Raw genomic sequence first — 26,352 nt, 5'->3', positions numbered from 1 at the left:
GGCGCGGTCCACCGGACTGGCAGTGCTGCCCTGACCGGCCGCGGTTTCGCCGCCCTGCTCGGCGGCGCTGTCGCTGCTCGACGCCGTCGAGGTCGGGTGCGTGGGTGTCATGGGTTCCCTGTGTGCCATGTGAGAAGCCCTCATCGTTGTCGGGATCACCAGCGGCGCTGGAAGCGGTTGCGGATGTAGATGGCGAGGCCGTTCATCGCCAGCAGGATCGCCAGGAGAACGATGATCGCCGCGGAGGCGACCGTCTTGAAGTCGGCCTGCGGGAGCTGGACCCAGTTGAAGATCTGGATCGGCAGGGTCGTGAAGCCACTGAGCAGGCCGTTGGGGTCGTACGTGACGAACACGAGCCCACCGAGCAGCAGCAGGGGAGCGGCTTCGCCGATGGCACGCGACAAGGCGATGATGGTGCCGGTGGCGATGCCGGGCAGCGCGGCCGGAAGGGTCTGGCGCCACACGGTCTGCCACTCCGTCGCGCCCAGGGCGAGCGACCCTTCCTTGATCTCGGCGGGTACGGCGCGGAGCGCTTCGCGGGCCGTGATGATGATGACCGGCAAGATCAGCAGCGCGAGGGCGAGTGAGCCGCCGATGACGATGTTCTTGTTGGCGACGCCGAGGACGGCGAGGAAGCCGAGCGCCAGCATGCCGTAGATGATCGACGGTACGGCTGCGAGGTTCGCGATGTTGAGCTCGAACAGCCGGTTGTACCACCGGTGCCGGTCGGCGAACTCCTCGAGGTGGATCGCGGCGGCGACGCCGAGCGGCACGGCCAGCAGTGCGCAGAAGCCCACGACCATGAGCGAACCCAGGACCGCGGCCCGTGCCCCCGCCCGTTCGGCGAACGACGATGTGTAGTTGGTGAACAGCGTCGCGTCGAGGCGCGGGAGCCCGTCGATGAGCGTCGTCATGATCAGCGTCAGCAGGAACGCGAAGGCGAAGAAGAGGCTCAGCCACAAGGCGACCAGGAACACCAGCGACTTCGCGCTCCGTTCACCGCCGCTGGCCCGGCCGAGCGCGGCACCACCGGCGGTGGTTGTGACAGCGGCCATCAGTACGCCTCCCGGAACCGTCGGACCAGGCTGATGCTGACGAGGTTCACGACCAGCGTCATCACGAAGAGCAGCAGGCCGACGGCGAAGAGGGTGTTGTACTCCACCGAGCCGACCCGGCTGTCACCGAGCGCCGCCTGGGCGATGAAACCCGTCATCGTCTGGCCGCCCTCGACCGGGTTGAGCAGCATCACCGGCTGCTGACCCGAGGCGATGGCGACGATCATCGTCTCGCCCACCGCACGGGAGATGCCGAGCACGACCGCGGCGACGATCCCCGACAGTGCGGCGGGGAAGACCACCCGGAGCGTCGTCTGCATCCGGTTGGCGCCGAGGGCGTACGAACCCTGCCGCATGCTGAGCGGCACGGCCGACATGGCGTCCTCGGACAGCGAGGCGACCGTGGGGATGATCATGACGCCCATCACGAGCCCCGCAGAGAGCACGCTGAACGTCCCGAACGGCAGGCCGAGGATCTCGCGGAAGAAGATCCGGTTGACGAACTCGAGCGCGAAGAATCCGTACACCACGGTCGGAACCCCGGCGAGGACCTCGAGAATCGGCTTGAGGATCCGGCGCGCGCCCGCCGAGGCGTACTCACTGAGGTACATCGCGGCGCCGAGGCCGAACGGAATCGCCACGGCCAGCGCGATCACGGTCGCCCAGACCGTCGCGGTGATGAGAGGCAGGACGCCGAAGCTCGGGTTGGAGAACCGCGGTGCCCACCTGGTGTCGGTGAGGAACTCGACGACCGAGACCTGGCCGAAGAACTCCACGGCGGGCACGAGCAACGACACCACGATCCCGACCGTGATCACGATCGACAGCGCCGCGGCGCCGGCCAGGACGGCCTTGATGATCCGTTCGCCGTACCTCGGGCTCGAGGAGCGCAACGGGGAAGAGTTGCCGCGGCGGGAGTGCGACTCGCGAGTCGCACCCCCACCGGCGGCTGCTGTTGTCGTCACGGTCGGACGATCCTCCGTGGCAGGGTGGATACCGGTACCAGCGCCCGGCACGTGCAGGATGTCAGGCGCCACTGATCCCGGCGACCGCATCCTGCGCCGTGGTGCGCTGCTCGTCGTTGAGCGGGACGAACTTCGCCAGCTCGGTGATCTCCTCGTCGCTCTTGACGTAGAAGTCGACGAACGCCTTGACGTGTGGCTTGTCGGCGTACGCCTTCTTGGCGACGTAGATGAACAGCGGACGGCCCAGCGGGGCGTAGTCACCGGCCTGTGCGGTCTCGATCGAGGGCTCGACACATCCGCTGCCGCCGTCGATCTTCACGGCCTTCAGCTTGTCGGAGTTCTCCTCGAAGTACGAGAGACCGAAGTAACCCAGTGCGCTCTTGCTGCCCGCGACGCCCTGCACGAGCACGTTGTCGTCCTCGGAGGCGTTGTAGTCCGCCCGCGAGGCACCCTCCTCGCCGTTGATCTCGTCGGTGAAGTAGTCGAAGGTGCCGGAGTCGGTGCCCGGGCCGTAGAGGTCGAGCTTCTCGGCCGGGAACGTCGGGTCGACCTGCTTCCAGGTGGTGACCTTCTTCTCGGCCTCAGGCGCCCACATTGCGTTGAGCTGCTCGACGGTCAGGCATTCGGCCCAGGTGTTCTCCGGGTTCACGACCACCGTGAGTGCGTCGTTGGCCACCTGCACCTCGGCGTACTCGATGCCGTTCTTCTCGCACTCCGCCTTCTCTTCGTCCTTGATCGGGCGGGACGCGTCGGAGATGTCGGTCTCGCCGGCGCAGAACTTCTTGAATCCGCCGCCGGTGCCGCTGGTGCCGACGGAGACGTTCACCCCCGACTCCTGCTCCTTGAAAAGCTCGCCCGCGGCCGCCGTCAGCGGCTGAACGGTCGACGACCCGTCCACGCGGACCTCGCCGGAGAGAGCGGAGCCTTGGCCGCCTTCGCCGGTCGTGGACTCGGATCCGGTGTTCTGCCCGCCGCAGCTGGCCAGCACCAGGGCGCCACCCAGAGCGGCAGCCGCGAATGCGGCGAACCGGTTGTGGTTCACGTTCTTGCCCTTGCCCTTCGGGTCAATGGAAATACGCGGTCACCACGGAACGTAGGCAGTACAGGTGAAACCGCTCCCCGGCTCGCGTGAACGAAGGGTGAACGTCGGCCGGCGGAACCGTGACGCCTGCGCGACGCTGTGGCGGACGTCACGTGAACTGCCGGTCCGGTACGCTTGCCGGCGCGCCGGCTGTCGAGGCCGCCGCCTCCTGCGCGGGCGGAGGCGGAGAACGGAAATGATCACGCAGAGCGTGATCATTTCCCGTCTGGGTGCTCCACCGCGAATGGGGCGTTGTCGTGGAGGTGTACGACGACGAACTCGGCCGGGTCGAGAGGGATCGGGGTGACACCGAGCGCCTCGAAAATGGCCGGAAGCGTCGGCCGGTGCGTACACAGCAGCGTCGGCTCGCGCACCCGCCGCAGCCCGACCGCCGCCGCCCGCACCACGGTGTCCGGGGCCTCTTCGGCGAACGCCGGGTCGACGTCGACGCTGAGGCCGTGGCGGATGGCATCGGGGAGAACGGTGTCCACGCACCGCCGCGCCGGCGATGACACCACGTGGCGGATGCCGTACGCATCGAGCGTGGGCCGTAGCTGCTCCGCCTCAACGATCCCCTCCGGGCTCAATGGACGGTCGGGGTCGGGGCCCGACCAGCGGGCGCGCTCGATGGCGTGGGCGTGCCGGAGAACGACGAGGGTCTGGGTGGCCACGGGGCGCAGGTGGCCGAGGAGGGCGCGGTCGCGAGGGTGGGTGAGCTGGTGCGCCGCTTCGCGCCGCCCGAACCACGCGCAGGCGTCGACCTCACGGTTGGGTTGGAACGACGGGTTGGCCATGGCTCCGGGGGTGCCAGCGGTGCCAGGGGCGGCGGCACCTGGGCGCGCGGCGGGTCCTGAGCGCGCGGCGGCACCTGAGGGGGCGGCAGGACCTGGGTGGGCGCTGTCGGAACGGGCCGTGTCTGGGCCTCTGCTCGAAGGGCCGGCGCGTGAGCGGGTGGCACCTGGGCCGGCCGGGCGTCCGGGGTCGTGGGGAGTGGCGGCCCAGTACCGCACCACCTTGTCCGACCCGTTCGCGAGCGGATAATGGACGCTCGGCAGGACCGGGCCGAGCCGCACGTGGACGCCGGTCTCCTCCCGTACCTCGCGGACTGCCGCACCCTGCGCGCGTTCACCGGGTTCGAGCTTGCCCTTGGGAAACGACCAGTCGTCGTACTTCGGCCGGTGGATGAGCAGCACCTCGACCTGCTCATGGTCTCCTTGGCGCCAGACGACGGCGCCTGCCGCCTCGACCACGCGTCGGCCGCCGGACCCTGTCGTACGCCCGTCCATGGGTCAGTGCTCCTCGTCCAACCAATGGTGGTACCTCGGCCGGCCGGCTTCCCGCCACACGTCGCCGAACGACTCTCGGGCGACCCTGGCGGCAGCGCGTTCCTCCGCGTGGAGCACGCCGAGCCAGTACGCCACCCGCGCCGGGACCCGGCCGGAGGTCGCGAGCCGGGTGAGGGTGGCAGCGGCGACCACGGCGTCCTGGTGCTCCCCGAGCACGTCGGTGACCCGGGAAAGCTGGCCGGCCAGCCGCCTCGCGGGCTTGCCGAGCGCGGGTGCGCATGCCTCGGCGGCGTACCGCGCGCGCTTCGCGGTGATGCGTACCTCGTGCCACCGGGTGTCCGGCGCGTCCGCGTCGAGACCGCGGGTGGCCTTCTCCAGTCGTCCGTACGCCCGGCGCGCGAGCGGCGGCAGCACCTCCGCGCAGGGTTTCTTCGCGGCCTTCACTGTCGCGGGTGCGTCCGCGGCCTGGAGCAGCTGGTGGTGAAGAGCAAGGTAACGGTCGGTGTCGAGCACCGCCAGGCTTGCCCCGCGAGAGGTCGCGAGCTCGCGGCCGAGGCGCCGACGGAGGAACGTCTGGACCTCTTCCGTGGCCTCCGCGTCCGGTAGCCGCCCCGCCCGGTCGACCAGGCGGGCAAGCTGGACTTCGGCGTCGCGGGTCGGCGCGAAGCTGGTCGCCAGCCAACGCAGGTCGGTACGCAGCGCGTCCTCCCAGCCGGTCACGAACAGGGGCCGGAACGCCCGAAGCCCGCTGCGCAGCCGGCGGGTCGCCACCCGCAGCTGGTGGACCGAGTCCTCGGCATCGAGGCGTACGCGGAGATCCTCGCGCCGCAGCGCCCGGGTGTACGTCGCGAGGTGCGCGCGCACGGCCGCGGCCGCCGGTGCGTCGGGGGACAGCGATGGTACGGGCGGCACGGCCGGTGGGAGCTTGGCCGGGTCGCCGAGCACCCGGACGGCCTTGGACTCTGCGGCCGGCGGTTGAGCACCGGCGTCCGCCAGGTGGGTCGCCACGGCGTCGAGGAGCCGCCGACCTTCAGGCGTGGCCGCACCGTCGCGTTCCTCCAGCTCCAGCTCTCGGAACGCCCCGAGTGGAACGCCCGTCGCATGCGGGGTCCCCGGTGGTGACGCCGTTTCTGGATGCGGGATCCGTTCATCCAGATCGGCGGGGCCGACCGTCACGCGATCGTCGGCGAGTTCGGCGAGCTCGGCGCCGCCGGGTGTGAGGAGCGTCCGGCGGGTGCGTTCGGTACGGATCCGCCCCCGCGGGCTGACCTGGGCGCTGGCGAGGGCGACCCGGACCAGGCCGAGGAGCTCAGCGGGTGGCGCGTCCAGGTGGTCGCCGCGCCGTGCGGGCAGGCGTACCTCCGACCGCACCCGGGTGTCCGGCCCCGCACCTCCGCCCGCCGCGCCCGCCGCGCCCTCGCCGTCGGCGATCGCGGCCGGGAACTTCAGGTGCCAGCCTGCGTCCGGCCCACCGCTGCGGTGGCGCAGCACGATGCCGTCCCGCCACAACCGCAGGTCAGCGCTGTCGAGGTACGTCGTGACGAGGACGTCCGTTCCCTCCTCACGCACGGTCACGACATCGCTCAGGTCGGGGACCGCGTACGCCTCGTCGACACCGAACTTCCGCTCGACCTCGGTCCCGGTCTCGACCCCTGAGCCTGCCCGCCCACGCGCCACGACTAGCGCCGCCGGAGCTTGGTGGCGATCAGATGGTCCTGCAGGTCCAGGAGCGGCGCACCGTCCGCGTCAACCCGATGTTGCGTCCAGCCACCGCCACCACCGTCGAGCACCCACGCCGCCGTACCCTCGTCGAACGCCAGATCCAACAGGTCGGTCAGCTCGTCTACATGGTCCGGCGCCACGACCTGGACGAGCGCCTCGACGCGACGGTCGAGGTTGCGGTGCATGAGGTCGGCCGAACCGGTCCAGACCTCCGGTGACCCACCGCCGGCGAACCAGAAGATCCGCGAGTGTTCGAGAAACCGGCCGAGGATACTTCGCACCCGTACCGTCTCCGACAGCCCAGGTACTCCGGGTTTCAGCGCACAGATCCCGCGGATCAGCAGGTCGATGGGCACACCGGCGCGGGAGGCGTGGTAGAGCGCGTCGATCACCGCCTCGTCCACCAGCGAGTTGGCCTTGATCCGGATCCGTGCCGGACGTCCGGCCCGTTGGTGGTCGACCTCGGCCGTGATCCGGTCGATCAGCCCGTCCCGGATCGTCCGCGGCGCCACGAGCAGCCGGCGGTACTCGGTTGTCAGGGCGTAACCCGACAGGTGGTTGAACAGCGCGTTCAGGTCGGTGGTGAGCACCGGGTCGGAGCTGAGCAGCCCGAGGTCTTCGTAGAGCCGCGCCGTCTTCGGGTTGTAGTTGCCGGTGCCGATGTGCGCGTAGCGGCGGATGCCGTCGGGTTCGTCGCGTACGACCAACGACAGCTTGCAGTGCGTCTTCAGCCCGATGAAGCCGTAGACCACGTGGCAGCCGGACTGCTCCAGCTTGCGCGCCCAGCGGATGTTCGCCTCCTCGTCGAACCGCGCCTTGATCTCGACCACGACAAGGACCTGCCGGCCCGCCTCGGCGGCATCGATCAGCGCGTCGACGATCGGCGACTCCTCGTTGGTGCGGTAGAGGGTCTGCTTGATCGCGAGCACCTGTGGGTCGGTCGCGGCCTGCTCGATGAACCGCAGGACGCTGGTGGAGAACGAGTCGTACGGATGGTGCAGCAGCACCTCGTGCTGGCGGACGGCGGCGAAGATGTCCGGCGGGTGGGAGCTCTCGACCTCCGCGAGGTCGCGGTGGGTGGCGGGGACGAACGCGGCGTACTTCAGCTCGGCCCGGTCGAGGTCGGCGATCGCGGAGAGGCCCGTGAGATCGAGCGGCCCGGTGAGGTGGCAGACCTCCGCACGACTGACCCCGAGCTCGGAGACCAGCAGATCCAGGACGTGCGGGTCGATCGAGGCCTCGACCTCCAGCCGGACCGGAGGGCCGAACCGCCGCCGCATCAGCTCCCGCTCCAGCGCCTGCAGGAGGTTCTCGGCGTCGTCCTCCTCCACCTCGAGGTCCTCGTTGCGGGTCACCCGGAACGTGTGGTGCTGCAGGATCTCCATGCCGGGGAACAGCTGGTCGAGATGGGCCGCGATGACATCCTCGAGCGGGACGAAGCGACCGTCGTCGACGGGCACGAAACGGGGCAGGATCTGCGGGACCTTCACCCTCGCGAAGTGCTCCGTGCCGGTCTGTGGATTGCGTACGACGACCGCGAGGTTCAGTGAAAGGCCCGAAATATAGGGGAACGGATGGGCCGGGTCGACAGCGAGCGGCGTCAGGACCGGAAAGACGCGCGCGCCGAAGAGGTCGTGCATGCGCTTCTGCGCGGACTCGTCGAGATCGGCCCAGCGCAGGATCTGGATGCGCTGGCCGGCCAGCTGCGGGTGTACCTGATCGTGGAAGCAGGACGCGTGGCGGATCATCAGCTCCTGCGTATGGGTCCAGATCGCCTCCAGCACGTCGCGGGGGAGAAGCCCGGACGCGGCGCGGACCGCGACACCGGCCGCCATCCGGCGCTTCAGTCCGGCCACCCGCACCATGAAGAACTCGTCGAGGTTGGCCGCGAAGATCGCGAGGAAGCGGACCCGTTCGAGCAGCGGGATCCGGGAGTCCTCGGCGAGTTCGAGCACCCGGGTGTTGAAGTGCAGCCAGGACAGTTCCCGGTCCAGGAACCGGTCGGCGGAAAGGTCGCCCCCGGACACGTCGTACGGCGGCTCGATGTCGTACTCGGCGACCTCGGGGCGGATCAGCTGCGAACTCACACTGCCATCGTGACACCGCTGTGTGAACGCGGGGTAGCTCGCGACCGGGATCTCCCGGTCAGTCCGGTTCCGGCGGCCCGGTTCCGGCGGCCCGGTTCCGGCGGCCCGGTTCCGGCGGTCGGCGCTGATCAGGGGTGCCGGTACATCACGTCGGTGGCCGCGTGGGCGAACCCGAGTCTGGTGTAGAGGCCGACAGCCGGGCCGTTGTCGGCCTCGACGTACAGCATGACGGTCCGCAGACCGCGGTCGCGCAGATACCTGAGCCCGGCGACCGCGAGGGCCTTGGCGAGTCCGGCGCCCTGCGCCTCCGGCGCGACGCCGAGGACATAGATCTCGCCTACCGGGCCAGGCCCGTCGCCGCGTACCTCCCCTTCGTGCACCTTCGTCCAGTGGAACCCGACCAGGTGACCCGGCTGGTCGTCGCGTTCGGCCACGAAGAAACCCGCCGGGTCGAACCATGCCGCGCCCAGCCGCGCGTCGAGATCCTTCCGTGTCCACCGGCCCTGTTCCGGATGCTGCGCGAACGCCGCCGCGTTGAGGGCGAGCCAGGTGTCGTCGTCGTGGCCCGGACGGAATGTCCGGATCGTGACGCCCGCGGGGGAGGGTGCGTCGGGAAGAGCCCGCGCATCGGGACCAGCCAGCGGCCGCCGAAGCCAGGCGAGTTCGCGGACGGGTACGAACCCGGTCGCCGCGGCGAGTCGTTCGGCCCCGGGGTGTGGGCCGTGGGCCCACATCTGGACTGCCCGTCCGGCGGCGTGCTCGAGCAACCGGTCGAGGAGCAGGCGGCCGAGGCCACGACGGCGGTGGTCGGGGTGGACCACGAGGTCGGCGACCGCGTCGGGCGTCGGGGCGGTGCCGGATGCTGGGGCGGTGCCGGATGCTGGGGCGGTGCCGGATGCTGGGGCGGTGCCGGATGCTGGGGCGGTGCCGGATGCTGGGGCGGTGCCGGATGCTGGGGCGGTGCCGGTCCCCGGACTGTCGTCGGGTCCCGGCCCGGTGGAGAGCGTGGCGTCAGGATCGGCAGCACGTTCGAGTCGGGCGTACCCCGTGATCAGTCGCCGGTCGCCCGTCAGCAGATGGGTGGATCCTGGTGCGCCCAGGTGCAGCGAGGCCTGTTCGTCGAGGGCGCGGACACCGTCGACGCGGGCGGCGGCCGCCACCAGGCTCTCGACGCCCGCGAGTTCGCCGGGAGCGAGTTGACCGGTGACGCGTACGACATCCGGCGATTCAACCATTCCCCCACCGTACGGCTGGTCGTGCCGAAGATCGCCGTCCTGCCTGGCCCTGGTTTGTGGACGAACGCCGCCAACGGGACGTCAGCGTCGGTACCGTACGGCGTGCGGTGATCGAATGCGACGCCGCCTTCAGCGTTCTGGCGAGGAGAGGCGGAGGGCCGCATGGCGCGGAGGGGATCGGCTGGTGGACGTGGGATCCGTGCGGTGGCAGGTGTCGCAGCTGTCGGGATCGCAGCTGTCGGGATCGGTGTACTCGGGACCGCCCCGGCAGCCGGCGCAGGCCCTGAAGTTGGTGCGGGCCTCGAGTCCGGCACAGGCTCGGCGGCCGGCGCGGATGCCGATGGCGGTCGGGCCGACTTCACGCTGACGGTCCTACACACCAACGACGACGAGTCGCAGCTGCTCGGCGTCGACGGCGACACCGACGGCAACGGCACGATCGAACCCGACGAGGAACGCGCCTACGGCGGCGCGGCGCGCTACGCGACCCAGTGGGACCGCCTGCGCGAACACGCGCGGCTCGGGCCGGCCGACCTGCGGGGTGGTCGACGTGGACTGCTCACCCTCTCCGGTGGCGACAACTTCCTCGCCGGACCGGAGTTCTCGGCGAGTCTCGAGCAGGGCCCGCCCTTCTACGACGCCCTCGCCATCCGGCGGCTGGGCCTCGACGTGTCGGCGATCGGCAACCACGAGTTCGACTTCGGCCCGGACGTCCTCGCGGACTTCATGGCGGGGTTCGACGACCGGTTGCCGTTCGTGTCGGCCAACCTCGACGTGAGTGCCGAACCCAGGTTGCAGGAGTACGCCGACAAGCGCGTCATCCGTACGTCGACAATCGTGCGTACGGCCGGCGAGCGGGTCGGCGTCATCGGCCTCACGACGCCGGAGCTGCCGACGATCTCCAGCCCGCGCGGGGTGAAGGTGCTGACCGACCTCGCCGGCATCGCGAACGCCGAGGCGCGCGAGCTGACTCAGCAGGGCGTCGACACGATCCTGCTCGTGAGCCACCTGCAGGACATCGACAACGAGTTGGCGCTGGTGCCGCAACTGCGCGGCGTCGATGTCGTGGTGGGCGCGGGAGGTGGCGAGATCCTCGCCGACGAGGGCGACGCGCTGATCCCGGGCGACGAGGCCGAACGTAACTACCCACTGTGGGCGGACGACGCCGACGGCCGGCAGGTGCCAGTGGTGACGACGACGGGCAACTACAAGTACGTCGGGCAGTTGGTGCTCCGCTTCGATCGCTCCGGTCGGCTGCTGGGAGTCGACGAGGAACGGAGCCTGCCGGTGCGCGTGTCCGGTGCCGGCGACGATGCCGTACGCAAGGACAGCTGGACCTTCGCCCGGGTCGAGGAGCCGGTGGCCGCGCACGTCGCCGCGCTGGAGGAGGCGGTCGTGGCGCAGAGCGAGGTCGGTCTGGACGGCGTCCGCGACCACGTGCGCAGCGGCGAGACCAACCTCGGCAACCTCCTCGCCGACGCGCTGGTGTGGGCTGGTGCGCAGCAGGCGGCGGAGTACGGCGTGCCCGAGCCGGTCGTCGGCATCCAGAACGGCGGCGGCATCCGCAACGACGCACTCATCCCGGCCGGTGACGTGACCGCGCTCGACACCTACGACGTGGCACCGTTCGCCAACTTCGTCGCCGTGGTGCCGGAGGTGCCGCGGGAGACGCTGCGTCAGCTGCTGGAGCGTGGGGTCGCGGGTCTGCCGTCGGCGGCCGGTGCGTTCACGCAGGTCTCGGGACTGTCATTCACCTACGACGTGGCCCGGCAGGCCCAGGTCGTCGACGAGAGCACCGGCGAGATCGTCACGCCGGGGGAGCGGGTGCGCCAGCTCGTGCTCGACGCCGGGACGGTCCTGGTCGAGGACGGTCAGGTGGTCGACGGACCGGCGGTCCCGCTGGCGACGAACGACTTCTCGGCGCGAGGCGGTGATGCGTACCCGCTGAAGGGTCTCGACTTCACGCCCGTGGGTACGACGTACCAGCAGGCGCTGCAGGCGTACCTCGAGGCCGGGTTGTCCGGCAAGGTCCTCGCGGCCGACTACCGCGAAGGCGGCGAAGGCCGGATCACCCCAGGCAGCTGATCCCCGACGCCGCCGATCCCCACGCCAGCTGCGGGGCAGCCCGCGGGGCGGCTGGTCGGCCGCGGGACGTCGGCGAGGACGCCAACGGCTGAGGCCGCCGCGTCAGTCCGCGGAGTCGTGGGTGAGGGTGCGGGCGTCGTCGGGAACCCGTGAGTCAGCCACCCGGGGCGCGGAAGCGGCGGCATCGCTGGCGTCCGACTCGTCCTCGGGTACGTCCTGGGCGATCTGCTGCGCGACGAAGCGGTAGCCGACGTTGCGGACAGTGCCGATCAGCGCTTCGTACTCCGGCCCGAGCTTCGCCCGCAGTCGCCGCACGTGGACGTCGACGGTCCGCGTACCACCGAAGTAGTCGTAGCCCCAGACCTCCTGCAGCAGTTGCTGCCGGGTGAAGACCCGCCCTGGGTGCTGGGCGAGGAACTTCAGGAGCTCGAACTCCTTGAACGTCAGGTCGAGCGTGCGCCCACCGAGTCGGGAGGTGTAGGTGTCCTCGTCGATCACCAGTTCACCGCGCCGGATCACGTGGGGCCGGTCCTGCTCGGCAGACTTCAGCGCGAGCCGCCCGATGCCGACCCGCAGCCGGGCGTCGACCTCGGCGGGGCCGGCGTTGTGGAGGAGTACGTCGTCCATGCCCCAGTCGGCGTTCACCGCTGCGAGACCGCCCTCGGTGACGATGATGAGGAGGGGAACGTCGATTCCGGTCGTACGAATGACCCGGGTCAGGCTGCGCGCCTGGACGAGTTCGGAGCGGGCGTCGACGAGTACCGCGTCAGCCGGGCCGACGTCGAGCAGCGCACTCGCCTCCGCCGGGGCGACCCGGACGTGATGGGCGAGAAGTCCGAGTGCGGGCACGATTTCGGCGGACGGCTGCAGCGCGTTCGTCAGCAAGAGAAGTGTGCTCACCGGGGCGTCTCCCTGCTGATGAGGGACCTGGAACCCGATGACGGCGATGTCGCCCAGGTCCGCCGGTTGGAGGCAGGATATCCCACGTGTCCCACGAGGTGACGGTCACTGTTCGTTATTGGGCGGCGGCGAAAGAAGCGTCCGGGCTGGCTGAGGAGCAGGTCAGCGCGGTGACGCTCGCCGACGTTCTCGCCGACGTACGCTCCCGGCACGCCGATCGGCCCCGGTTCGCGCAGGTTCTCCGGCTCTGTTCCGTACTGGTCGACGGTGACCCGGTGGGTGCCCGCGACCCGGCTGCGGTGACCCTGACGGCCGGTGCGCGGATCGAGGTCCTCCCGCCGTACGCCGGCGGGTAGGTGGTGCGGTTCGTGAGGTCGGTGACGGACTCCGGTTGATCAGGAAGCGGGCCGGCCGGGCCGATCTCCGCCGCCCGGTGATCATTCCGGTGCACCGTCACGGGGTTTCGTGCGACCATCACCCCCGTGCCGAATGAACCTCCGCAGCGTCCCACACGTGAAAAGGGTGTGGGGTCGGCGGTGTCACGCGGTGAGACCACCGACGACGAGTTGATCCGCGCGCTCTACGCCGAGCACGCGGGTGCGCTCTTCGGCTACGTCCTGCGGCTGGTACGAGGAGACCGTCAGCGGGCCGAAGACGTCGTACAGGAAACACTGTTCCGCGCCTGGCGGCACCCGGAGTCACTCGATCCGGCCCGCGGTCCGCAGCGGGTGTGGCTGGCGACCGTCGCCCGCAACATCGTCGTCGACGGTGAACGGGCACGCCGCGCCCGCCCGCCGGAGGTCGGCGAGGAGGCTCTGCGGGTCGTTCCCACCGCTGAGAACGACATCGATCGGGCGATGCTGTCCTGGGAGGTCATCGAGGTGCTGGCGGAACTCGCGCCGCACCATCGGCACGTGCTGGTGGAGGTCTACTACCGCGGTCACTCGGTCGCCGAGGCCGCGGCGAACCTCGGCGTACCCCCGGGCACGGTCAAGAGTCGCACCTACTACGCACTGAGGCAGCTCAAGCTCCTGCTCGAGGAGCGCGGTATCACCCCGGAGGTAGCGCTATGAACTGCGCGGAAGCCCGCGCGGCGCTTGGCGTCGACGTCCTCGGGGCACTCGATCCGGCCGAGTCGACGGAGCTGCGCGAACACCTCGCCGGCTGCCCTGACTGCCAGGCCGCACAGGCGGAGCTCGCCGACGTACCCACCCTGCTGGGCCTTGTCAGTGCCGACGAGGTGATCGACGGCTTCCCGCACCCGGACGAACGCGGCCTCGAACGGCTCCAGGAGCGGGTGCGCGCCGAACGCGGGCGCGAACGCCGCGGCCGTTGGCGTACCGCCCTCGTTGCCGCCGCCCTGGTCGCCATCGCCGTCGGTGGCGGAGGTTGGGCGGTCGGGCGCTGGGTCACCCCGCACCAACCTGTCGCGCTCTCCACGCCGTCGGCTCAGCCGACGACGCCGTCCGCGTCCGCGCAGCCGAGCACGCCGTCGCCTGGACCCTCCTCTCCGACGCCGCACCTGACCGCGCCGCCGGTGGAGTGGTCGGCCGTCGATCCCGACTCGAACGTCAACGCCGTCGTCACGATGAACCCCGTCGCGTGGGGTACGAAGGTCGACATCGTGCTGACCGGCGTCAAGAAGGGTGACGTCTGCTCGCTCGTCGTCTACGACGCGTCCGGCCACCGGTGGGACGGCGGCAGCTGGAAGGTGGCGTACGACAAGGGCGTCCGCTGGAGCGGAGGGGTCGCGGTGCCGGCGGACCAGGTGTCCCGGATCGAGATCTTCGCGCCCGGCTACGAGTCGATCGTCAAGCTCGAAGGCTGAACGGCCCACCCCAGCGCGACCTGGGCCGGTTCGCCAGGTTACTTCCCGCTCTGGCGTATTCGTCCGGCCTCGTACTCTGGACCCATGACCACTGGACTCGCCGTCCTCGTCGTCGCGCTCACCGTTGCCACGGTGCTGGGTGTGGCGAAGCGGCGGTACGACGGCCGCTTCCGCGACGCCGGACCGTCCCCGCGCGCAGACGTCGGTGCTCCCGCGCCCCCGGCCGCTGGCGTGGTCGAGGTGCTGACCGCGGCCGACCTGGCCGGCGAGCTCGGCGAACGGGCGACCCTCGTGCAGTTCTCGTCGGCGTTCTGCGCGCCCTGCCGCGCCACCCGGGCGCTCCTGCGCGACGTGGCCGGCAAGGAGGAGGGCGTGGCCTACGTCGAGGTCGACGCCGAGTCCCAGCTGGACCTGGTCCGGCGCCTGCGCATCATGCGTACTCCCACGGTCTTCGTCCTCGACGCCGACGGCAAGGTCATCGTCCGGGCGTCGGGACAGCCCAGGCGACCGGACGTTCTGGCGGCCCTGCTGCGCGCCACCGGCCAGCGGGTGACCTGAGCCATCGTGTCAAGACTGTCCGGCGCGATGCCGGCGGGCGTACCCTCCTCTCGGGCGAAGCTTCGCTGACATCACCCGCGATTCGGCTGGTGAGAGGCCGGTGGCACTGTTGCCGAGTCCGCTTCGAGGGGTATAAGACCCCCATCGGAAGGTGTGTAGGTCCGGAAAAGGTCGGGTTACCCCCGATTTCGGCAGATGTCACCCCCGCGACACCATCGCGGAGGGGGGCCATGCCAGGCTTACCGCCGGAGTCGAGCTTGCTCCAGTCCGTGCATGACCGAAGTGCGCCATCTTGACGCTCACGAATGGTGTGCTGAGGATGAACCGCTGGCCGACACGAGGAGCCGGTCCATGGACCTCCGCCAACTGCTTGGGCGGTGCCGCATCCGTCGCGGCGCCGGTATGGGTGACGTCGCACCCGTGATCCCGCTCGACCCGGCACTCGTCGCGCGTACGGACCGGCCGACCCTGCGGGTCGCCCACTTCTCCGATACCTGGCTGCCGCGTCGCGACGGGATCGTGACCGCTCTGCAGACGCTGACCGCGGCGATGTCCGACCAGGGGCACGCGAGCCTGCTCGTGGTGCCGAGGCACCCTGACCAGCTGGCCACCGGTGACGTCGAGCTCTTCCGGCTGCCGTCGGTGCCCTGTGGCGTCGCGCAGTACCGCGTCGCGGCCTGGCCGCGCAGCAAGCACGTCGAGCGGGTGGCCCACTGGCTGCCGCACGTGGTCCACGTCCACACGCCCGGACCGGTCGGGCTGCTGGGCATCCTCGCCGCCCGGCAGCTGGGGCTGCCGCTGGTGGAGACCTACCACACCGATCTTCGGGCGTACGCCGATGCCTACCGGTTGCCGTCGCGGGTCCTGTCAGGGATCGCGCGTTGCGCGGCCCGCCGGCTGGGCAGCCCGAAGCCGGACATTCCCCGCGGGGGCACGCGCACCGAACGTCGCAACGCGGTCGTCGACGCCTGCACCGATCTGCTGCTCGCCGACGCCGACGCCGTACTCGTCCCGACGCCGGCGATCCTGACCCGCTGCCGGCTGCCCGTCGAGGACGCCCGCATCTATCTCGCCCCGGCGGGGGTGTCGTTGCCGCGCGTTCCGCCAGGTTCGGGCGAGGAGTTCCGCCGCCGACACGGCATCCACGCCGACGAGCAGGTCGTGTTGTTCGTCGGCCGGGTCAACCACGAGAAGGGCATCGACCTGCTCGCCGAGGCGTTCGGCCGGCTCGCCGGCGTCGTACCCTCCGCCCGCCTGGTCCTCGTCGGCGCGGTCTACGAGCCCCGCTGGGTGCACAAGTTGCTCGACCAGGCCGGCATCGTCGGCCGCACGATCCTCACCGGCCAGCTTCCGCCCGACCAGGTGGCCCAGGCCTACGCCGCGGCGGACGTGTTCGCGTTCCCGTCCCTCACCGACACGCAGGGGCTGGTCGTGCAGGAGGCCGCCCTCGCCGGGCTGCCCACGGTTCTGGCCGACGAGGCGCTGTACGGCAGTGGGCCGCTCGCTGGCACCGGGGTCTTCGGGACCACCGACGCGATGCGGTACGCCGAGGCGATGGAGGACCTGCTCACCGACCCTGACCACCGCAAGCAGGTGGGCGACGAGGCGCGCCGGCGGGCCGAGCAGAACACCCCGGCGGAGTACGCCCAACGGATGGCCGCGATCTACGGGCAGGCCGTACGCCGGGCCGCGTCGGCGACCCGCCTCTCGCGACAGCGCCGACGTGGGCCGTTCCGTTCCCGCCGGCTGATCGCCTGACCCGCCGGTTTGCCGTACTGCTGGAAGGCTGCGCCAGTTTGCTGAAGGGGTTGCTTCGGTGGCTTGGTTGCCGTGCTGCCGGGCACCTTGGCCGTCTCATTGCCTGATGCGGCTGCCCATTATGCGAGACGGCCGTGACAGTAGTGGCAACGGTCCGTAGCCTGAACAGCGTGTTGCGTACGACTTTGTTGACCAAACGACGTGCCGTGGATCATTGCCGCACGTCGACCTGTCTGTGTCGTACGTCCTGATCGGACGGCGTTAGTCCGTCTCTGCCCCGCATCCGTCGGATGCGTCGAGCGTTCGCAGAGTGGCGCCGTCCTGAGCGGGATCCCCGCGTGGATTCTCCGCTCCCTCATCCCGGCCTCCGCCTCGCCACAGGAGCGTTGTAGCCATGTCGGAATCGGACCAGAGACCTCAGCCGTCGCCGATGTCAACCTCGACAACATCCACCCCGCACGGGTCAACCGGCCAGCCGGCCGCGGTCCTCGACCCGCGCGGGCTCCGGTTCGCCGCCGCCGTGACCGCGGTGGTCCTGGCGATCGTCCTCGTCACGGACAGTTCCTGGCTCCTGGCCCTCCAGGCGGTCGTCTTCGCGGTGGGCGTGGCGTTCGGGCTGCGGCGGTCTCCGTACGGACTGATCTTCGCGCGGCTCGTCCGGCCCCGGCTGGGCCCGCCGGCCGAACTGGAGGCGGAGGCGCCACCGCGGTTCGCCCAGGGAGTCGGGCTGGCGTTCGCCGTCCTGGGCATCGTGGGCTACCTGTCCGGAGCGACGACACTGGGCGCCGTCGCCACCGGTCTCGCACTCATCGCCGCGTTCCTCAACGCGGCATTCGGGCTCTGCCTCGGCTGCGAGGCATACCTGCTCGGTCGTCGCGCCCTGTCGGCACTCACTCACCAATCACCAAGCAAGGAGGCTTCCGCATGAGCCGTGACACGTCCCTGGTTTCCGCTGACTGGGTGGAAGAGCGCCTGGACGATCCGAAGGTCGTCGTCGTCGAGGTCGACGAGGACACCAGCGCCTACGACAAGGGCCACATCTCCGGCGCGATCAAGCTGGACTGGAAGGAAGATCTGCAGGACCACGTCCGTCGCGACTTCGTGGGCAAGGAGCAGTTCGAGAAGCTGCTGTCCGAGCGCGGCATCGCCAACGACCAGACCGTCGTGCTGTACGGCGGGAACAACAACTGGTTCGCCGCCTATGCGTACTGGTACTTCAAGCTCTACGGCCACGCCGACGTCAAGCTGCTCGACGGCGGCCGGAAGAAGTGGGAGCTCGACAGCCGGGCCCTCGTCGAGGAGGCGCCGTCGCGGGCGGCCACGCAGTACGTCGCGAAGGACCCCGACCTGGCGATCCGGGCGTTCCGCGACGAGGTGGTCGACGCCATCGGGCAGCGCAACCTGGTCGACGTGCGGTCGCCGGACGAGTACACCGGCAAGCTGCTCGCCCCGGCGCACCTGCCGCAGGAGCAGGCTCAGCGGGCCGGGCACATCCCGACCGCGGTGAACGTGCCGTGGAGCAAGGCGGCCAACGAGGACGGCACGTTCAGGTCCGAGGACGAGCTGAAGGAGATCTACGGCGAGGCCGGTGTCGACTTCGGCAAGGACACCATCGCCTACTGCCGGATCGGCGAGCGCAGCTCGCACACCTGGTTCGTGCTGCACGAGCTGCTCGGCCAGGCCAACGTGAAGAACTACGACGGAAGCTGGACGGAGTACGGCTCGCTGGTCGGCGTGCCCGTCTCGCTCGGCGACCAGCCTGGGGAGGCTTCATGAGTGCCAACGACAGTTGCGGCGCGCCGGTGGGCGGTGCCGCTCTCGCCGGGGTCAACCTGGCGAAGGAAGCGGTGATCCAGGGCGTCGTGCGGCGTGACGCGCAGCCCGTCAAGGGGGCGTACGTACGCCTGCTCGACGGGTCGGGCGAGTTCACCGCCGAGGTGCCCACCGGCGATGACGGCGTGTTCCGGTTCTTCGCCGCGCCGGGCACGTGGACGGTGCGGGCGCTCGCGCCGAAGAGCGTTACCGCCGAGGGTTCGGTGGAAGCGAAGCTCGGCACGGTCGCCGAGGTGGAGCTGGCCCTCACCGCGTCCGCTTGACGGTCCAGATCGGCAAGGTTGTCGGAGGTTTGTCGGGGCTCTACCCCGAGGAACCTCCGACAACGTGCGCCTGCATGGTTGCTCGTCCGTTCCCGACCTACGCTGGCGCTGCCACCGCAAGCCCGGTGGAGCCGGCGGCGTCGCCCAGGCGTTTGTCGTAGGTCAGGAAGGCGTCGAGTCCCCGCGCGATTGTGGCAGCGGTGGCCAGGTGCAGCGCGTCGAGGGTCCGAAGTTGTGGCGTTCCGACACTCGCGGCGTCGATCACGATGTCGCTCGACATCGGCACGGTCATGATGCGCTGGAACAACGCGACCGCGCGTGGCAGCAGGGCTGGCTGGTGGCGAGTGACGGCGCGGACGAGCTCGGGATACAGCAGCACCGATGACACGAGGGGCGTGGTCAGTCGTTCGGCGAGATAGAGGGTGAGGGCAGCGGACTCCGCCTCGGTGTGGACGAGCTTTGCCGCGGCGGAGGTGTCCAGGTAGATCACTCGTCGCCCGCTGCCCGGTCGCGTTCGGCGACGATCTCGGCAGAAAGACTGGACCCGTCCTCGCTCGGCTCTGGCATCGGCAACAGGTCGAGGATCGTTCCTGGAACTGCCTGGGGCGTGAGGCGGCCCTCGGCGATCCATCGGTCGATGGTCGGGTTACCGGTGACGGTCGGTGGCGGCGGGGTCAGAAATGCCACGATCTTTCCGCGCTCGGTGATGGGCAGGGTATGACCTGCTTTGACCCGACGAAGAACCGCTGTGGTCCGCTGGTTCAGCTCCGTGACCGTGACCGTAGCGTCCGAGTCGGATGGCTGCGCGCTCATGGCAGCAGTCTACTAGGTACCTACTAGATCGGCCGGGCTGCCAGGCGAGCAGCGTTCCGTCAGACCAGTTCGGGGTGGTCGCGGTACCACGCGATCGTGCGCCGGAGGCCGTCCTCCACGGTGATCTTGGGCTCCCATCCCAGCAGCCGTTGGGCCTGGGAGATGTCGGGTTGCCTGATCCGCGGGTCGTCCTCCGGGCGAGATACGAACTCGATGTCCGACGCCGACCCGGCGAGTTCGAGGATCCACCGCGCCAGCGCGAGGACGGGGAGCTCATGGGGGTTGCCGAGGTTCAGCGGTCCGGCGTGGGTCGAGTGCAGCATCGAGACGATGCCCGTCACCATGTCGTCGACGTAGCAGATGGACCGGGTCTGGCTCCCGTCACCGGCGACGGTCAGCGGCTCGCCGCGCAACGCCTGCCGGATGAAGGTCGGGATCGCGCGGCCGTCGTTCGGGCGTAGTCGCGGGCCGAACGTGTTGAAGATCCGGACGATTGCCGTGTCGAGGCCGTGGGTCGCCCGGTAGGCCACGGTGAGGGCCTCGGCGAACCGCTTGGCCTCGTCGTAGACGCCACGCGGACCGACCGGATTGACGTTGCCCCAGTACTCCTCGCGCTGCGGATGCTCGAGCGGGTCGCCGTAGACCTCGGAGGTGGACGCGAGAACGAACCGCGCCCCCTTGTCGCGGGCGAGACCCAACGCGTGCAGGGTTCCGACCGAACCCACCTTCAGCGTGTGGATGGGCAGTTGGAGGTAGTCGACGGGAGAGGCCGGTGACGCGAAGTGCAGGACGGCGTCCACCGGACCGGGCACGTGGATGAAGTCGCTCACATCGCAGCGGACGAGCCGGAAACCGCCCCGCTCGATCAGCTGAGCCACATTGTCGGGGCGTCCGGTGAGGAAGTTGTCGAGGCAGATGACCTCGAACCCTTCGTCCAACAGCCGCTCACACAGGTGGCTGCCGAGGAAACCGGCGCCACCGGTGACGACAGCCCGATGCGCCATCGTGTGTGCCACCCCTCTCCGGCGGATGCCTTCGCCGACGATACGCCGTCCGGACCCCGCTTCCGGGGACGAGCCCTGGGCCGTCGGCCCCGCAGTGCCCGATCGGTCGACCAGACGCAACAGTCGTGCGTACCCAGGCATTTCGTCGTACGCAATGCGCACCGTCACACACCGGAGCGCGTCCACCTGCCTGGCGTCTCCGGAGGGTTTACGGTGTTTCCTACCACCTTGACCGATCGGTGCCGCGGCCTCGACGATGATCCGGCCGTGCACGGGCTGGGCAACCCGACCACCGCATCGCAGGTCGGACGAGTACGAACGCTGGGGGACATCGCAGCGGAATGGCGATACTGAAGGAGCCGGGCGCACGTCTCGGCGACGGGGACATGGCGGGTGACGCCGCCCACCGGCGACCGCCGCGTGGCATGGCGGCACGCGGCATGCGCTGGTTCGCTCTCGCCGTCGCGGTCCTCGACCTCGGACTCATCGGCGCCGCGACGCTCGCGGCTACCCTCGTACGCTTCAGGGTCGTCGAGACCGAGATCGCAGGTGCGTGGCGCGGAGCCAACCTCGGCGGTGTTCCCTACACGTTCGTCGCCCTCGCGCTGACCGGCGCCTGGGTAGGTGTCCTGGCCGTCCGCGGCGGTTATTCGCCCCGCACGTTCGGATCGGGCACCGACGAGTACAAGCTCGTCCTCTCGAGCAGCGTGCTGGCGGCCGGCCTGGTGGCGATCGTGTGCTACCTCGGCAAGATCGAGTTGTCCCGCGGGTTTCTCGCGACGGCGTTCCCCCTCGGCACCATGGTCGTGCTGCTCGGCAGATTCGGCGCGCGCAAGGTGCTCCATGCGCTCCATCGCCGGGACCGCCTCGTCCATCGCGTACTCCTCGTCGGCATGCCGGCCGGTGTGGCCGAACTCCTCGAGGTCATCAAGCGGGAGCCGCACATGGGTTTCGCCGTGGTCGGCGCCTGCCTTCCGCGGTTGTCGAAGGATCCCGGGGACGAGGTGGCCGACCAGGGTCTGCCGATCCTGGGCTACCTCGACGAGGTACGGGAGGCCGTCGAACGCGGCGGCATCGACACGGTGGTCGTGAGTGCCCTCCCCGGGCGGTCGTCCCGGCTGCTACGCCGGCTGTCGTGGTCGCTGGAGGGCTCCGGTGTCGATCTCGTCGTCGTACCCAGCCTGACCGACGTCGCCGGTCCACGCATCCACGTCCGGCCGGTTGCCGGTCTGCCACTGCTGCACGTGGAGGAGCCCGAGTTCAAGGGCGCCCGCCGGATCGTCAAGAACATCTTCGACTGGGTGGCGGCCGTCCTGCTCGCCATCCTGGCCGCTCCACTCCTGGTGCTGATCGCCATCGCCATCAAACTCGACGACCGCGGTCCGGTGTTCCTCCGGCAGACACGGGTGGGGGTGCACGGCAAGGAGTTCCCGTGCTTCAAGTTCCGTTCGATGGTGGTCGACGCCGAGCAACGTCTCGCCGAACTCCACGCCGACAACCAGCACGACGGTGTGCTCTTCAAGATTCGCAACGATCCGCGGATCACCCGGGTGGGCAGGGTGATCCGCAAGCTGTCCCTCGATGAGTTGCCGCAGGTGTTCAATGTCCTGCGCGGCGAGATGAGTCTGGTCGGTCCGCGGCCGCCGCTGCCGAGAGAGGTGGAGCAGTACGGCGAGGACGTCCGCCGCCGGCTGCTCGTACGCCCCGGGATCACCGGCCTCTGGCAGGTGTCGGGTCGGTCGAACCTGTCCTGGGACGACTCCGTACGCCTCGACCTCTACTACGTCGAGAACTGGTCACTGTCAGCCGATCTGGTGATCCTCGCCAAGACCGTGGGCGCCGTCCTCAGCCGCGACGGCGCGTACTGAGGTTAGGCGCGCACAAGTTGACCGAAAGATCTGACGCGCCGATCAGTTAGCGGACTTCGTCGCCCAGGACATCTTCCTGTGAGCCGTTCTTCTGCAGCCAGGGGCCGATCCTGTCCGCCCGGACGGCCTTCCACAGCGCGGCGCCCTTCGCGTCGTCGAGGTAGACAACCGACTGGCTGCCTTCCATGCCGGTGCCCTTGGTGGGGGCGGTCATGAAGGTCACGCTGCTTGCCCGCAGGCTTCGCATGTCGAGAGCCAGGTCGCGCATCGCCTTGGTCGTGAACTCCTCGTCGACGGAGAGGTTCTGCGTGATCGCGTCGAGTGCGCGGCCCAGTTTCAACGGGTTGCTGATCGTGCCGTTGGAGAGGGTCTGACGCATCAGCGAGCGGAGGAAGTTCTGCTGTCGCGCCATCCGGTCGAAGTCGCCACGCTGCAGCGTCTTGCGCTCACGTACGTAGTCGAGGGCCTCCTCGCCGCTGAGGGTGTGCGTGCCGGCGTTGTAGTACTTCCCGCTGGCGAAGCGCGTGTCGTCGTCGAACGTCATCTGGACGCCGCCGAGGGCGTCGGTGAGTGCCTTGAATCCGGCCCAGTCGATCACGGCGAGATGGTCGACGCGTAGCCCGGTGAGCTTCTCGACGGTCTGGATGTAGAGCGGAGGGCCACCGAAGGAGTACGCGGCGTTGATCTTGTTGTTTCCTCGTCCCGGAATCTCCACCCAGGAGTCACGGGGGAGCGAGATCAGGTAGGCACTCTTCCGGTCGCCGGTGATGTGCAGAATCATGATCGTGTCGCTGCGCTGGCCGCCGCTCTTCCAGGCGTCACCCTTGCCCTGGCCGGTCGTACCGGAGTCGTCGTCAGTGCGCGCGTCGCTGCCGGCGAGCAGAATGTTGACGGCATCGGCCCCCGCGCCCGTGGGCTTCTTCGGGCGGAGTTTCTCCGGGAGCTGGGAGAACGCGGAGAACCGGTCGATCTGCCCGCCGAACTTTTCCGACAGCATGTAGCCGGTGAGGACAATCCCTCCGCTGAGCATGAGCAGCAGGGAGAGCAGGACCAGGAGAACCGTCTTCGTGCGGGTCTTCTTCTTGCGGCGATCTCCGCGTGGCCCTCGCGAGTCATCGTCCTCGCGCAGGTTGATCGAGCGCAACTCATCATCGGCGCGGTAATAGCTCATGGCTTCCTTGCGTCCTCGTACCGTGTGCCGCGGGCGGCAGCCCTGCGCTGTCCAGACAGTCGGTCACTTCACAGTGGTCAGTTGGCCGTCGGTCAGTTCACCGTGATTCAGTTGGTACTGACGTGCCGTGAACCAACGAGGTTGCCGCATGGCGGGCTACGGGTTGCCACGCACATCCCCGCTGATCCTGCGACGAATGCTGCTCCCCCACGGTCGAGGGCTCAGGCGAGCTTGTCGTACCACATCGTACGCAGGGCACCGGCGACCCAGCGTCATGATCGCGATAGGCGAACATTACGCAGGATGTACGGTCACGCGCGCCCGCGGGTTCACTGTCTGACACATGGCGGGGCGTCGCCGGTCGGCCGCCGGGGCGCAACTAAACTCCTGGATCGTGATCGAATCGGTGTTCGCCGGACTGCTCATCCTGGCCGTGCTGGCCATCGGAGTCGCCGGAATCTTCGTTTTGTTCCGGCTGGTCCGCCGGCCTGAGCGCGGACCGGCGGCGACCCGCGCCGTCGCGTCCGGAACCGCCCGAAGTGGGGGCAGCGGCAGAGGAGCCAGCGGCGGACGAACCGGTCGGACACGGAACGTCAGCGGAAGTACCGCCAGCGCACGGATCGAGAGCACCACCGACACCGGAGCCAGAGCCTGATCATCATGGCAACGCCGACGCCATTCGAGATCCCGCCCGACCTGCACCCGGACTGCGTACCGCTCGCCTTCCTGCTCGGCCGTTGGGAGGGGCGTGGGCACGGCGACTATTCCACCATCGAGCCGTTCGAGTTCGGCCACGAAGTGGTCTTCAGCCACAACGGAAAGCCATTCCTCTACTACACGAGTCGCTCCTGGTTGCTCGACTCCGAAGGCACCGCGGTCCGTCCGCTGGCGATGGAGACCGGGTTCTGGCGTCCCCAGCCTGACGGCGGGCTCGAGGTCGTCCTCGCACACCCCACCGGTGTGGCCGAGGTGTGGTACGGCCAGATCGACGGAGCCAAGATCGAGCTTGCGACCGATCTGGTGGCGCGGACGGCGACGGCCAAGGAGTACGACGCGGGGCGCCGCCTGTACGGCCTGGTCGACGGTGCGCTGCTGTGGGCCTTCGACATGGCGGCGGTCGGCGAAGGTATGCAGTCCCACCTGTGGGGTCGGCTCGAGCGGGCTGCGCCCGTTTCCTGACATTCGTACGTGCTGCTCGTAGGGGCGCGACCGGCGTGATCACATCGGCCGGTGGACACGGCCTAGAATTTCTGCCGATGGGTGACCGACCGCATGGCGACCTTCCTGGCGGCTCCGACCTGCACGAGGAGCTGCGAGCCAGGGGATTTCGGCTGACCCCGCAGCGGCAACTCGTGCTCGAGGCGGTCGAGGAGCTGGGCCACGCGACGCCGGAGAAGATCCTCACCGTCGTCCGGCAGAAGGCCAGCGGCGTCAACATGTCGACGATCTACCGCACGCTCGAACTGCTGGAGGAGCTTCAGCTCGTAAGCCACGCACACCTGGGCGACCGGGCGCCGACTTACCACGCGATCAGTACGCCTGACCACGCCCACCTGGTCTGCCGTTCGTGCGGTCGGGTGATCGAGGTGGCGTCGGCGGAGATCGAGCCGCTGTCGGACGGGCTCCGCGAACGCCACGGCTTCACCATGGACGTACGCCATCTCGCGATCTTCGGCTCCTGTACGAACTGTTCGAAATGACCGGGCTGGACTGCCCTCAGCGGGTTGTCGCCTGGGACGCAGGCGGCGGTGGCACCCCGGCTCGGCTCGGAGCCCGTAATCTCGAAGGCGTGACTGCCACCGACACCGACGCTTATGCCAGCCCACTCCTCGGTCTCGCGGGAGCCGTTGCCGCCGACCCGCCGGACAGCGGCGTCGCGGCCCACTACGGCGACCCGATGCGCGAACAACGCCGCCTCGCCGTCGACCGCTTGGGTTTCGTCGACCTTTCCCACCGGGGTGTGGTCCGGGTCGCCGGCCCTGACCGGCTGTCCTGGTTGCATGCCCTCACCACGCAGGATGTCGAGCATCTCGCTCCGGGCGAATCGGCGAGTGCGCTTCTCCTCTCGCCGCACGGCCATGTCGAGCACGCGTTGGCCATGGTCGACGACGGCGAGGCGGTGTGGATGCACGTCGAGCCTGGCACGGCACCGCAGGTGGTCGCGTTCCTGGAGTCGATGCGCTTCCTGATGCGGGTCGAGGTGAGCGACCTGTCTGCGGAGTACGCGATCCGGTGGGAGCCGACGGCTGACGGAGCGACGGACCAGCTCACCCGGCAGGGCGCGGATTCGCTCGGCGGCCGGGAGATCTTCGTCCCACGCTCGAAGCTGGCAGAGACCGCTGGGAGTGTCATGGGGGCGGACACCGCGGCGAGCCCGGATCGGCCGGCTGGCCTCTGGGCGTACGAAGCGCTGCGGATCGCAGCCCACCTGCCAAGGGCGGGATTCGAGACCGACCATCGCACGATCCCCAACGAGGTGGGCTGGCTGGGCACCGCCGTCCACCTCGACAAGGGTTGCTACCGCGGGCAGGAGACGGTGGCGCGTGTGCACACCCTCGGCCGCCCGCCCCGCCGGCTGGTGTTCCTGCATCTCGACGGCTCGGTCGATCGGCTCCCAGGCCACGGGGCACCGGTCACCCACGAGGATCGGGCGGTCGGGTTCGTGACGAGTAGTGCGCGACACTTCGAGATGGGGCCGGTGGCACTCGCTCTGATCCGCCGCAACGTCCCCGTCGACGCCGACCTCTTGGCCGATGGGGTCGCCGCGGCCCAGGAGGTCGTCGTACCTCCCGATGCCGGCTTGCATGTCCGTCCCCAGCTCCGCGGCTGAGCTGCCGGAC

The 26,352-nt window shown here is 69.6% G+C and carries 26 protein-coding genes; 14 read left to right on the top strand and 12 right to left on the bottom strand.

Going from position 1 to position 26,352, the window contains the following annotated elements; translation table 11 throughout:
* Positions 1-155 precede the first annotated feature (155 nt).
* The 7 genes from pstA to mshD form a co-directional block, all read right to left on the bottom strand.
* Positions 156-1,055 carry a phosphate ABC transporter permease PstA gene (gene pstA / locus ABNF93_RS22770; RefSeq protein ID WP_349330172.1) on the bottom strand — a complete coding sequence of 300 codons (900 nt, stop codon included), beginning with the start codon at positions 1,053-1,055 and terminating at the stop codon, positions 156-158.
* Positions 1,055-2,020: a phosphate ABC transporter permease subunit PstC gene (pstC, locus tag ABNF93_RS22765; protein ID WP_349330171.1), complete on the bottom strand. Its 966-nt coding sequence runs from the start codon at positions 2,018-2,020 to the stop codon at positions 1,055-1,057. The genes pstA and pstC overlap by 1 nt, the downstream gene beginning before the upstream one ends.
* A gap of 61 nt (positions 2,021-2,081) precedes the next feature.
* Positions 2,082-3,062, bottom strand: a complete 981-nt coding sequence (locus tag ABNF93_RS22760) for a PstS family phosphate ABC transporter substrate-binding protein (RefSeq protein WP_349330170.1) — start codon at positions 3,060-3,062, stop codon at positions 2,082-2,084.
* A 254-nt stretch (positions 3,063-3,316) separates the two neighbouring features.
* A complete protein-coding gene (locus tag ABNF93_RS22755; RefSeq protein WP_502877609.1) occupies positions 3,317-4,387 on the bottom strand; it encodes an NUDIX hydrolase in 1,071 nt (356 codons plus the stop codon).
* Positions 4,388-4,390: 3 nt separating this feature from the next.
* Positions 4,391-6,064 (bottom strand): CYTH and CHAD domain-containing protein, encoded by a 1,674-nt coding sequence (locus ABNF93_RS22750; protein WP_349330169.1) that lies wholly within the window; start codon positions 6,062-6,064, stop codon positions 4,391-4,393.
* 2 nt (positions 6,065-6,066) lie between these two features.
* A complete protein-coding gene (locus tag ABNF93_RS22745) occupies positions 6,067-8,154 on the bottom strand; it encodes an RNA degradosome polyphosphate kinase (RefSeq protein ID WP_349330296.1) in 2,088 nt (695 codons plus the stop codon).
* Between the two features lie 170 nt (positions 8,155-8,324).
* Positions 8,325-9,431 (bottom strand): mycothiol synthase, encoded by a 1,107-nt coding sequence (gene mshD, locus ABNF93_RS22740; protein ID WP_349330168.1) that lies wholly within the window; start codon positions 9,429-9,431, stop codon positions 8,325-8,327.
* Positions 9,432-9,593: 162 nt separating this feature from the next.
* Between mshD and ABNF93_RS22735 the strand changes: the two genes are divergently transcribed.
* A complete protein-coding gene (locus ABNF93_RS22735; protein WP_349330167.1) occupies positions 9,594-11,516 on the top strand; it encodes a bifunctional metallophosphatase/5'-nucleotidase in 1,923 nt (640 codons plus the stop codon).
* Between the two features lie 102 nt (positions 11,517-11,618).
* Here the strand turns inward: ABNF93_RS22735 and ABNF93_RS22730 are convergent, their stop codons facing one another.
* Entirely contained in the window at positions 11,619-12,416 is a 798-nt protein-coding gene (locus tag ABNF93_RS22730; protein WP_349330166.1) for a winged helix-turn-helix transcriptional regulator, read from the bottom strand.
* Positions 12,417-12,502: 86 nt separating this feature from the next.
* Between ABNF93_RS22730 and ABNF93_RS22725 the strand changes: the two genes are divergently transcribed.
* From ABNF93_RS22725 to ABNF93_RS22690, 8 genes are all read left to right on the top strand, one after another.
* A complete protein-coding gene (locus ABNF93_RS22725) occupies positions 12,503-12,772 on the top strand; it encodes a MoaD/ThiS family protein (protein ID WP_349330165.1) in 270 nt (89 codons plus the stop codon).
* A gap of 180 nt (positions 12,773-12,952) precedes the next feature.
* Positions 12,953-13,489 (top strand): sigma-70 family RNA polymerase sigma factor, encoded by a 537-nt coding sequence (locus tag ABNF93_RS22720; RefSeq protein ID WP_349330164.1) that lies wholly within the window; start codon positions 12,953-12,955, stop codon positions 13,487-13,489.
* Positions 13,486-14,244, top strand: coding sequence for an anti-sigma factor family protein (locus tag ABNF93_RS22715; RefSeq protein WP_349330163.1), 759 nt, complete (start codon positions 13,486-13,488; stop codon positions 14,242-14,244). The genes ABNF93_RS22720 and ABNF93_RS22715 overlap by 4 nt, the downstream gene beginning before the upstream one ends.
* An 84-nt stretch (positions 14,245-14,328) precedes the next feature.
* Positions 14,329-14,802 carry a TlpA family protein disulfide reductase gene (locus tag ABNF93_RS22710; RefSeq protein ID WP_349330162.1) on the top strand — a complete coding sequence of 158 codons (474 nt, stop codon included), beginning with the start codon at positions 14,329-14,331 and terminating at the stop codon, positions 14,800-14,802.
* Between the two features lie 351 nt (positions 14,803-15,153).
* Positions 15,154-16,560 (top strand): glycosyltransferase, encoded by a 1,407-nt coding sequence (locus ABNF93_RS22705; RefSeq protein ID WP_349330161.1) that lies wholly within the window; start codon positions 15,154-15,156, stop codon positions 16,558-16,560.
* Positions 16,561-16,990: 430 nt separating this feature from the next.
* Positions 16,991-17,488 (top strand): DUF4395 domain-containing protein, encoded by a 498-nt coding sequence (locus ABNF93_RS22700; protein WP_349330160.1) that lies wholly within the window; start codon positions 16,991-16,993, stop codon positions 17,486-17,488.
* A complete protein-coding gene (locus ABNF93_RS22695) occupies positions 17,485-18,336 on the top strand; it encodes a sulfurtransferase (RefSeq protein WP_349330159.1) in 852 nt (283 codons plus the stop codon). Before ABNF93_RS22700 ends, ABNF93_RS22695 begins: the two co-directional genes overlap by 4 nt.
* A complete protein-coding gene (locus ABNF93_RS22690) occupies positions 18,333-18,656 on the top strand; it encodes a DUF1416 domain-containing protein (protein ID WP_349330158.1) in 324 nt (107 codons plus the stop codon). Before ABNF93_RS22695 ends, ABNF93_RS22690 begins: the two co-directional genes overlap by 4 nt.
* Positions 18,657-18,753: 97 nt before the next feature.
* On the opposite strand, the gene ABNF93_RS22685 is transcribed toward ABNF93_RS22690, so the two are convergent.
* Genes ABNF93_RS22685 through ABNF93_RS22675 form a run of 3 tightly spaced genes read right to left on the bottom strand, consistent with a single transcriptional unit; the run spans position 18,754 to position 20,473 of the window.
* Positions 18,754-19,146, bottom strand: a complete 393-nt coding sequence (locus tag ABNF93_RS22685) for a type II toxin-antitoxin system VapC family toxin (protein WP_349330157.1) — start codon at positions 19,144-19,146, stop codon at positions 18,754-18,756.
* Complete coding sequence (locus ABNF93_RS22680; RefSeq protein ID WP_349330156.1) at positions 19,143-19,469, bottom strand: type II toxin-antitoxin system Phd/YefM family antitoxin; 327 nt, start codon at positions 19,467-19,469, stop codon at positions 19,143-19,145. Before ABNF93_RS22680 ends, ABNF93_RS22685 begins: the two co-directional genes overlap by 4 nt.
* A gap of 59 nt (positions 19,470-19,528) precedes the next feature.
* A complete protein-coding gene (locus ABNF93_RS22675; RefSeq protein WP_349330155.1) occupies positions 19,529-20,473 on the bottom strand; it encodes a UDP-glucuronic acid decarboxylase family protein in 945 nt (314 codons plus the stop codon).
* Between the two features lie 341 nt (positions 20,474-20,814).
* Between ABNF93_RS22675 and ABNF93_RS22670 the strand changes: the two genes are divergently transcribed.
* Positions 20,815-22,341 carry a sugar transferase gene (locus tag ABNF93_RS22670; protein ID WP_349330154.1) on the top strand — a complete coding sequence of 509 codons (1,527 nt, stop codon included), beginning with the start codon at positions 20,815-20,817 and terminating at the stop codon, positions 22,339-22,341.
* Between the two features lie 46 nt (positions 22,342-22,387).
* On the opposite strand, the gene ABNF93_RS22665 is transcribed toward ABNF93_RS22670, so the two are convergent.
* Positions 22,388-23,512, bottom strand: a complete 1,125-nt coding sequence (locus tag ABNF93_RS22665; RefSeq protein WP_349330153.1) for an LCP family protein — start codon at positions 23,510-23,512, stop codon at positions 22,388-22,390.
* Between the two features lie 394 nt (positions 23,513-23,906).
* Here ABNF93_RS22665 and ABNF93_RS22660 point away from each other — a divergent pair, with 394 nt between their 5' ends.
* From ABNF93_RS22660 to ygfZ, 4 genes are all read left to right on the top strand, one after another.
* A complete protein-coding gene (locus ABNF93_RS22660) occupies positions 23,907-24,167 on the top strand; it encodes a hypothetical protein (RefSeq protein WP_349330152.1) in 261 nt (86 codons plus the stop codon).
* Between the two features lie 5 nt (positions 24,168-24,172).
* Positions 24,173-24,691: a heme-binding beta-barrel domain-containing protein gene (locus tag ABNF93_RS22655; RefSeq protein WP_349330151.1), complete on the top strand. Its 519-nt coding sequence runs from the start codon at positions 24,173-24,175 to the stop codon at positions 24,689-24,691.
* Positions 24,692-24,768: 77 nt separating this feature from the next.
* On the top strand, positions 24,769-25,212 hold the full coding sequence (locus tag ABNF93_RS22650) for a Fur family transcriptional regulator (protein WP_349330150.1): 444 nt from the start codon (positions 24,769-24,771) through the stop codon (positions 25,210-25,212).
* A gap of 89 nt (positions 25,213-25,301) precedes the next feature.
* Positions 25,302-26,342 carry a CAF17-like 4Fe-4S cluster assembly/insertion protein YgfZ gene (ygfZ, locus tag ABNF93_RS22645; RefSeq protein ID WP_349330149.1) on the top strand — a complete coding sequence of 347 codons (1,041 nt, stop codon included), beginning with the start codon at positions 25,302-25,304 and terminating at the stop codon, positions 26,340-26,342.
* Positions 26,343-26,352: the final 10 nt, after the last annotated feature.

Source organism: Actinopolymorpha sp. B9G3 (assembly GCF_040120725.1).
In the GTDB taxonomy this organism is placed as follows: Bacteria; Actinomycetota; Actinomycetes; order Propionibacteriales; family Actinopolymorphaceae; genus Thermasporomyces.
The sequence above is the reverse complement of the archived record's forward strand: the minus strand, read 5'-3'. Positions and strand labels throughout refer to the sequence as shown.

Excerpts from the sequence above, each read along its gene's own strand:
- ABNF93_RS22700 (WP_349330160.1), top strand. The coding sequence starts at position 16,991 with ATGTCAACCTCGACAACATCCACCCCGCACGGGTCAACCGGCCAGCCG.
- mshD (WP_349330168.1), bottom strand. The coding sequence starts at position 9,431 with ATGGTTGAATCGCCGGATGTCGTACGCGTCACCGGTCAACTCGCTCCC.
- ABNF93_RS22665 (WP_349330153.1), bottom strand. The coding sequence starts at position 23,512 with ATGAGCTATTACCGCGCCGATGATGAGTTGCGCTCGATCAACCTGCGC.
- ABNF93_RS22680 (WP_349330156.1), bottom strand. The coding sequence starts at position 19,469 with ATGAGCGCGCAGCCATCCGACTCGGACGCTACGGTCACGGTCACGGAG.
- ABNF93_RS22675 (WP_349330155.1), bottom strand. The coding sequence starts at position 20,473 with ATGGCGCATCGGGCTGTCGTCACCGGTGGCGCCGGTTTCCTCGGCAGC.
- ABNF93_RS22755 (WP_502877609.1), bottom strand. The coding sequence starts at position 4,387 with ATGGACGGGCGTACGACAGGGTCCGGCGGCCGACGCGTGGTCGAGGCG.
- ABNF93_RS22690 (WP_349330158.1), top strand. The coding sequence starts at position 18,333 with ATGAGTGCCAACGACAGTTGCGGCGCGCCGGTGGGCGGTGCCGCTCTC.
- ABNF93_RS22715 (WP_349330163.1), top strand. The coding sequence starts at position 13,486 with ATGAACTGCGCGGAAGCCCGCGCGGCGCTTGGCGTCGACGTCCTCGGG.
- pstA (WP_349330172.1), bottom strand. The coding sequence starts at position 1,055 with ATGGCCGCTGTCACAACCACCGCCGGTGGTGCCGCGCTCGGCCGGGCC.
- ABNF93_RS22650 (WP_349330150.1), top strand. The coding sequence starts at position 24,769 with ATGGGTGACCGACCGCATGGCGACCTTCCTGGCGGCTCCGACCTGCAC.
- ABNF93_RS22705 (WP_349330161.1), top strand. The coding sequence starts at position 15,154 with ATGGACCTCCGCCAACTGCTTGGGCGGTGCCGCATCCGTCGCGGCGCC.
- ABNF93_RS22670 (WP_349330154.1), top strand. The coding sequence starts at position 20,815 with ATGGCGATACTGAAGGAGCCGGGCGCACGTCTCGGCGACGGGGACATG.
- ABNF93_RS22655 (WP_349330151.1), top strand. The coding sequence starts at position 24,173 with ATGGCAACGCCGACGCCATTCGAGATCCCGCCCGACCTGCACCCGGAC.
- ABNF93_RS22735 (WP_349330167.1), top strand. The coding sequence starts at position 9,594 with ATGGCGCGGAGGGGATCGGCTGGTGGACGTGGGATCCGTGCGGTGGCA.
- ABNF93_RS22710 (WP_349330162.1), top strand. The coding sequence starts at position 14,329 with ATGACCACTGGACTCGCCGTCCTCGTCGTCGCGCTCACCGTTGCCACG.
- ABNF93_RS22695 (WP_349330159.1), top strand. The coding sequence starts at position 17,485 with ATGAGCCGTGACACGTCCCTGGTTTCCGCTGACTGGGTGGAAGAGCGC.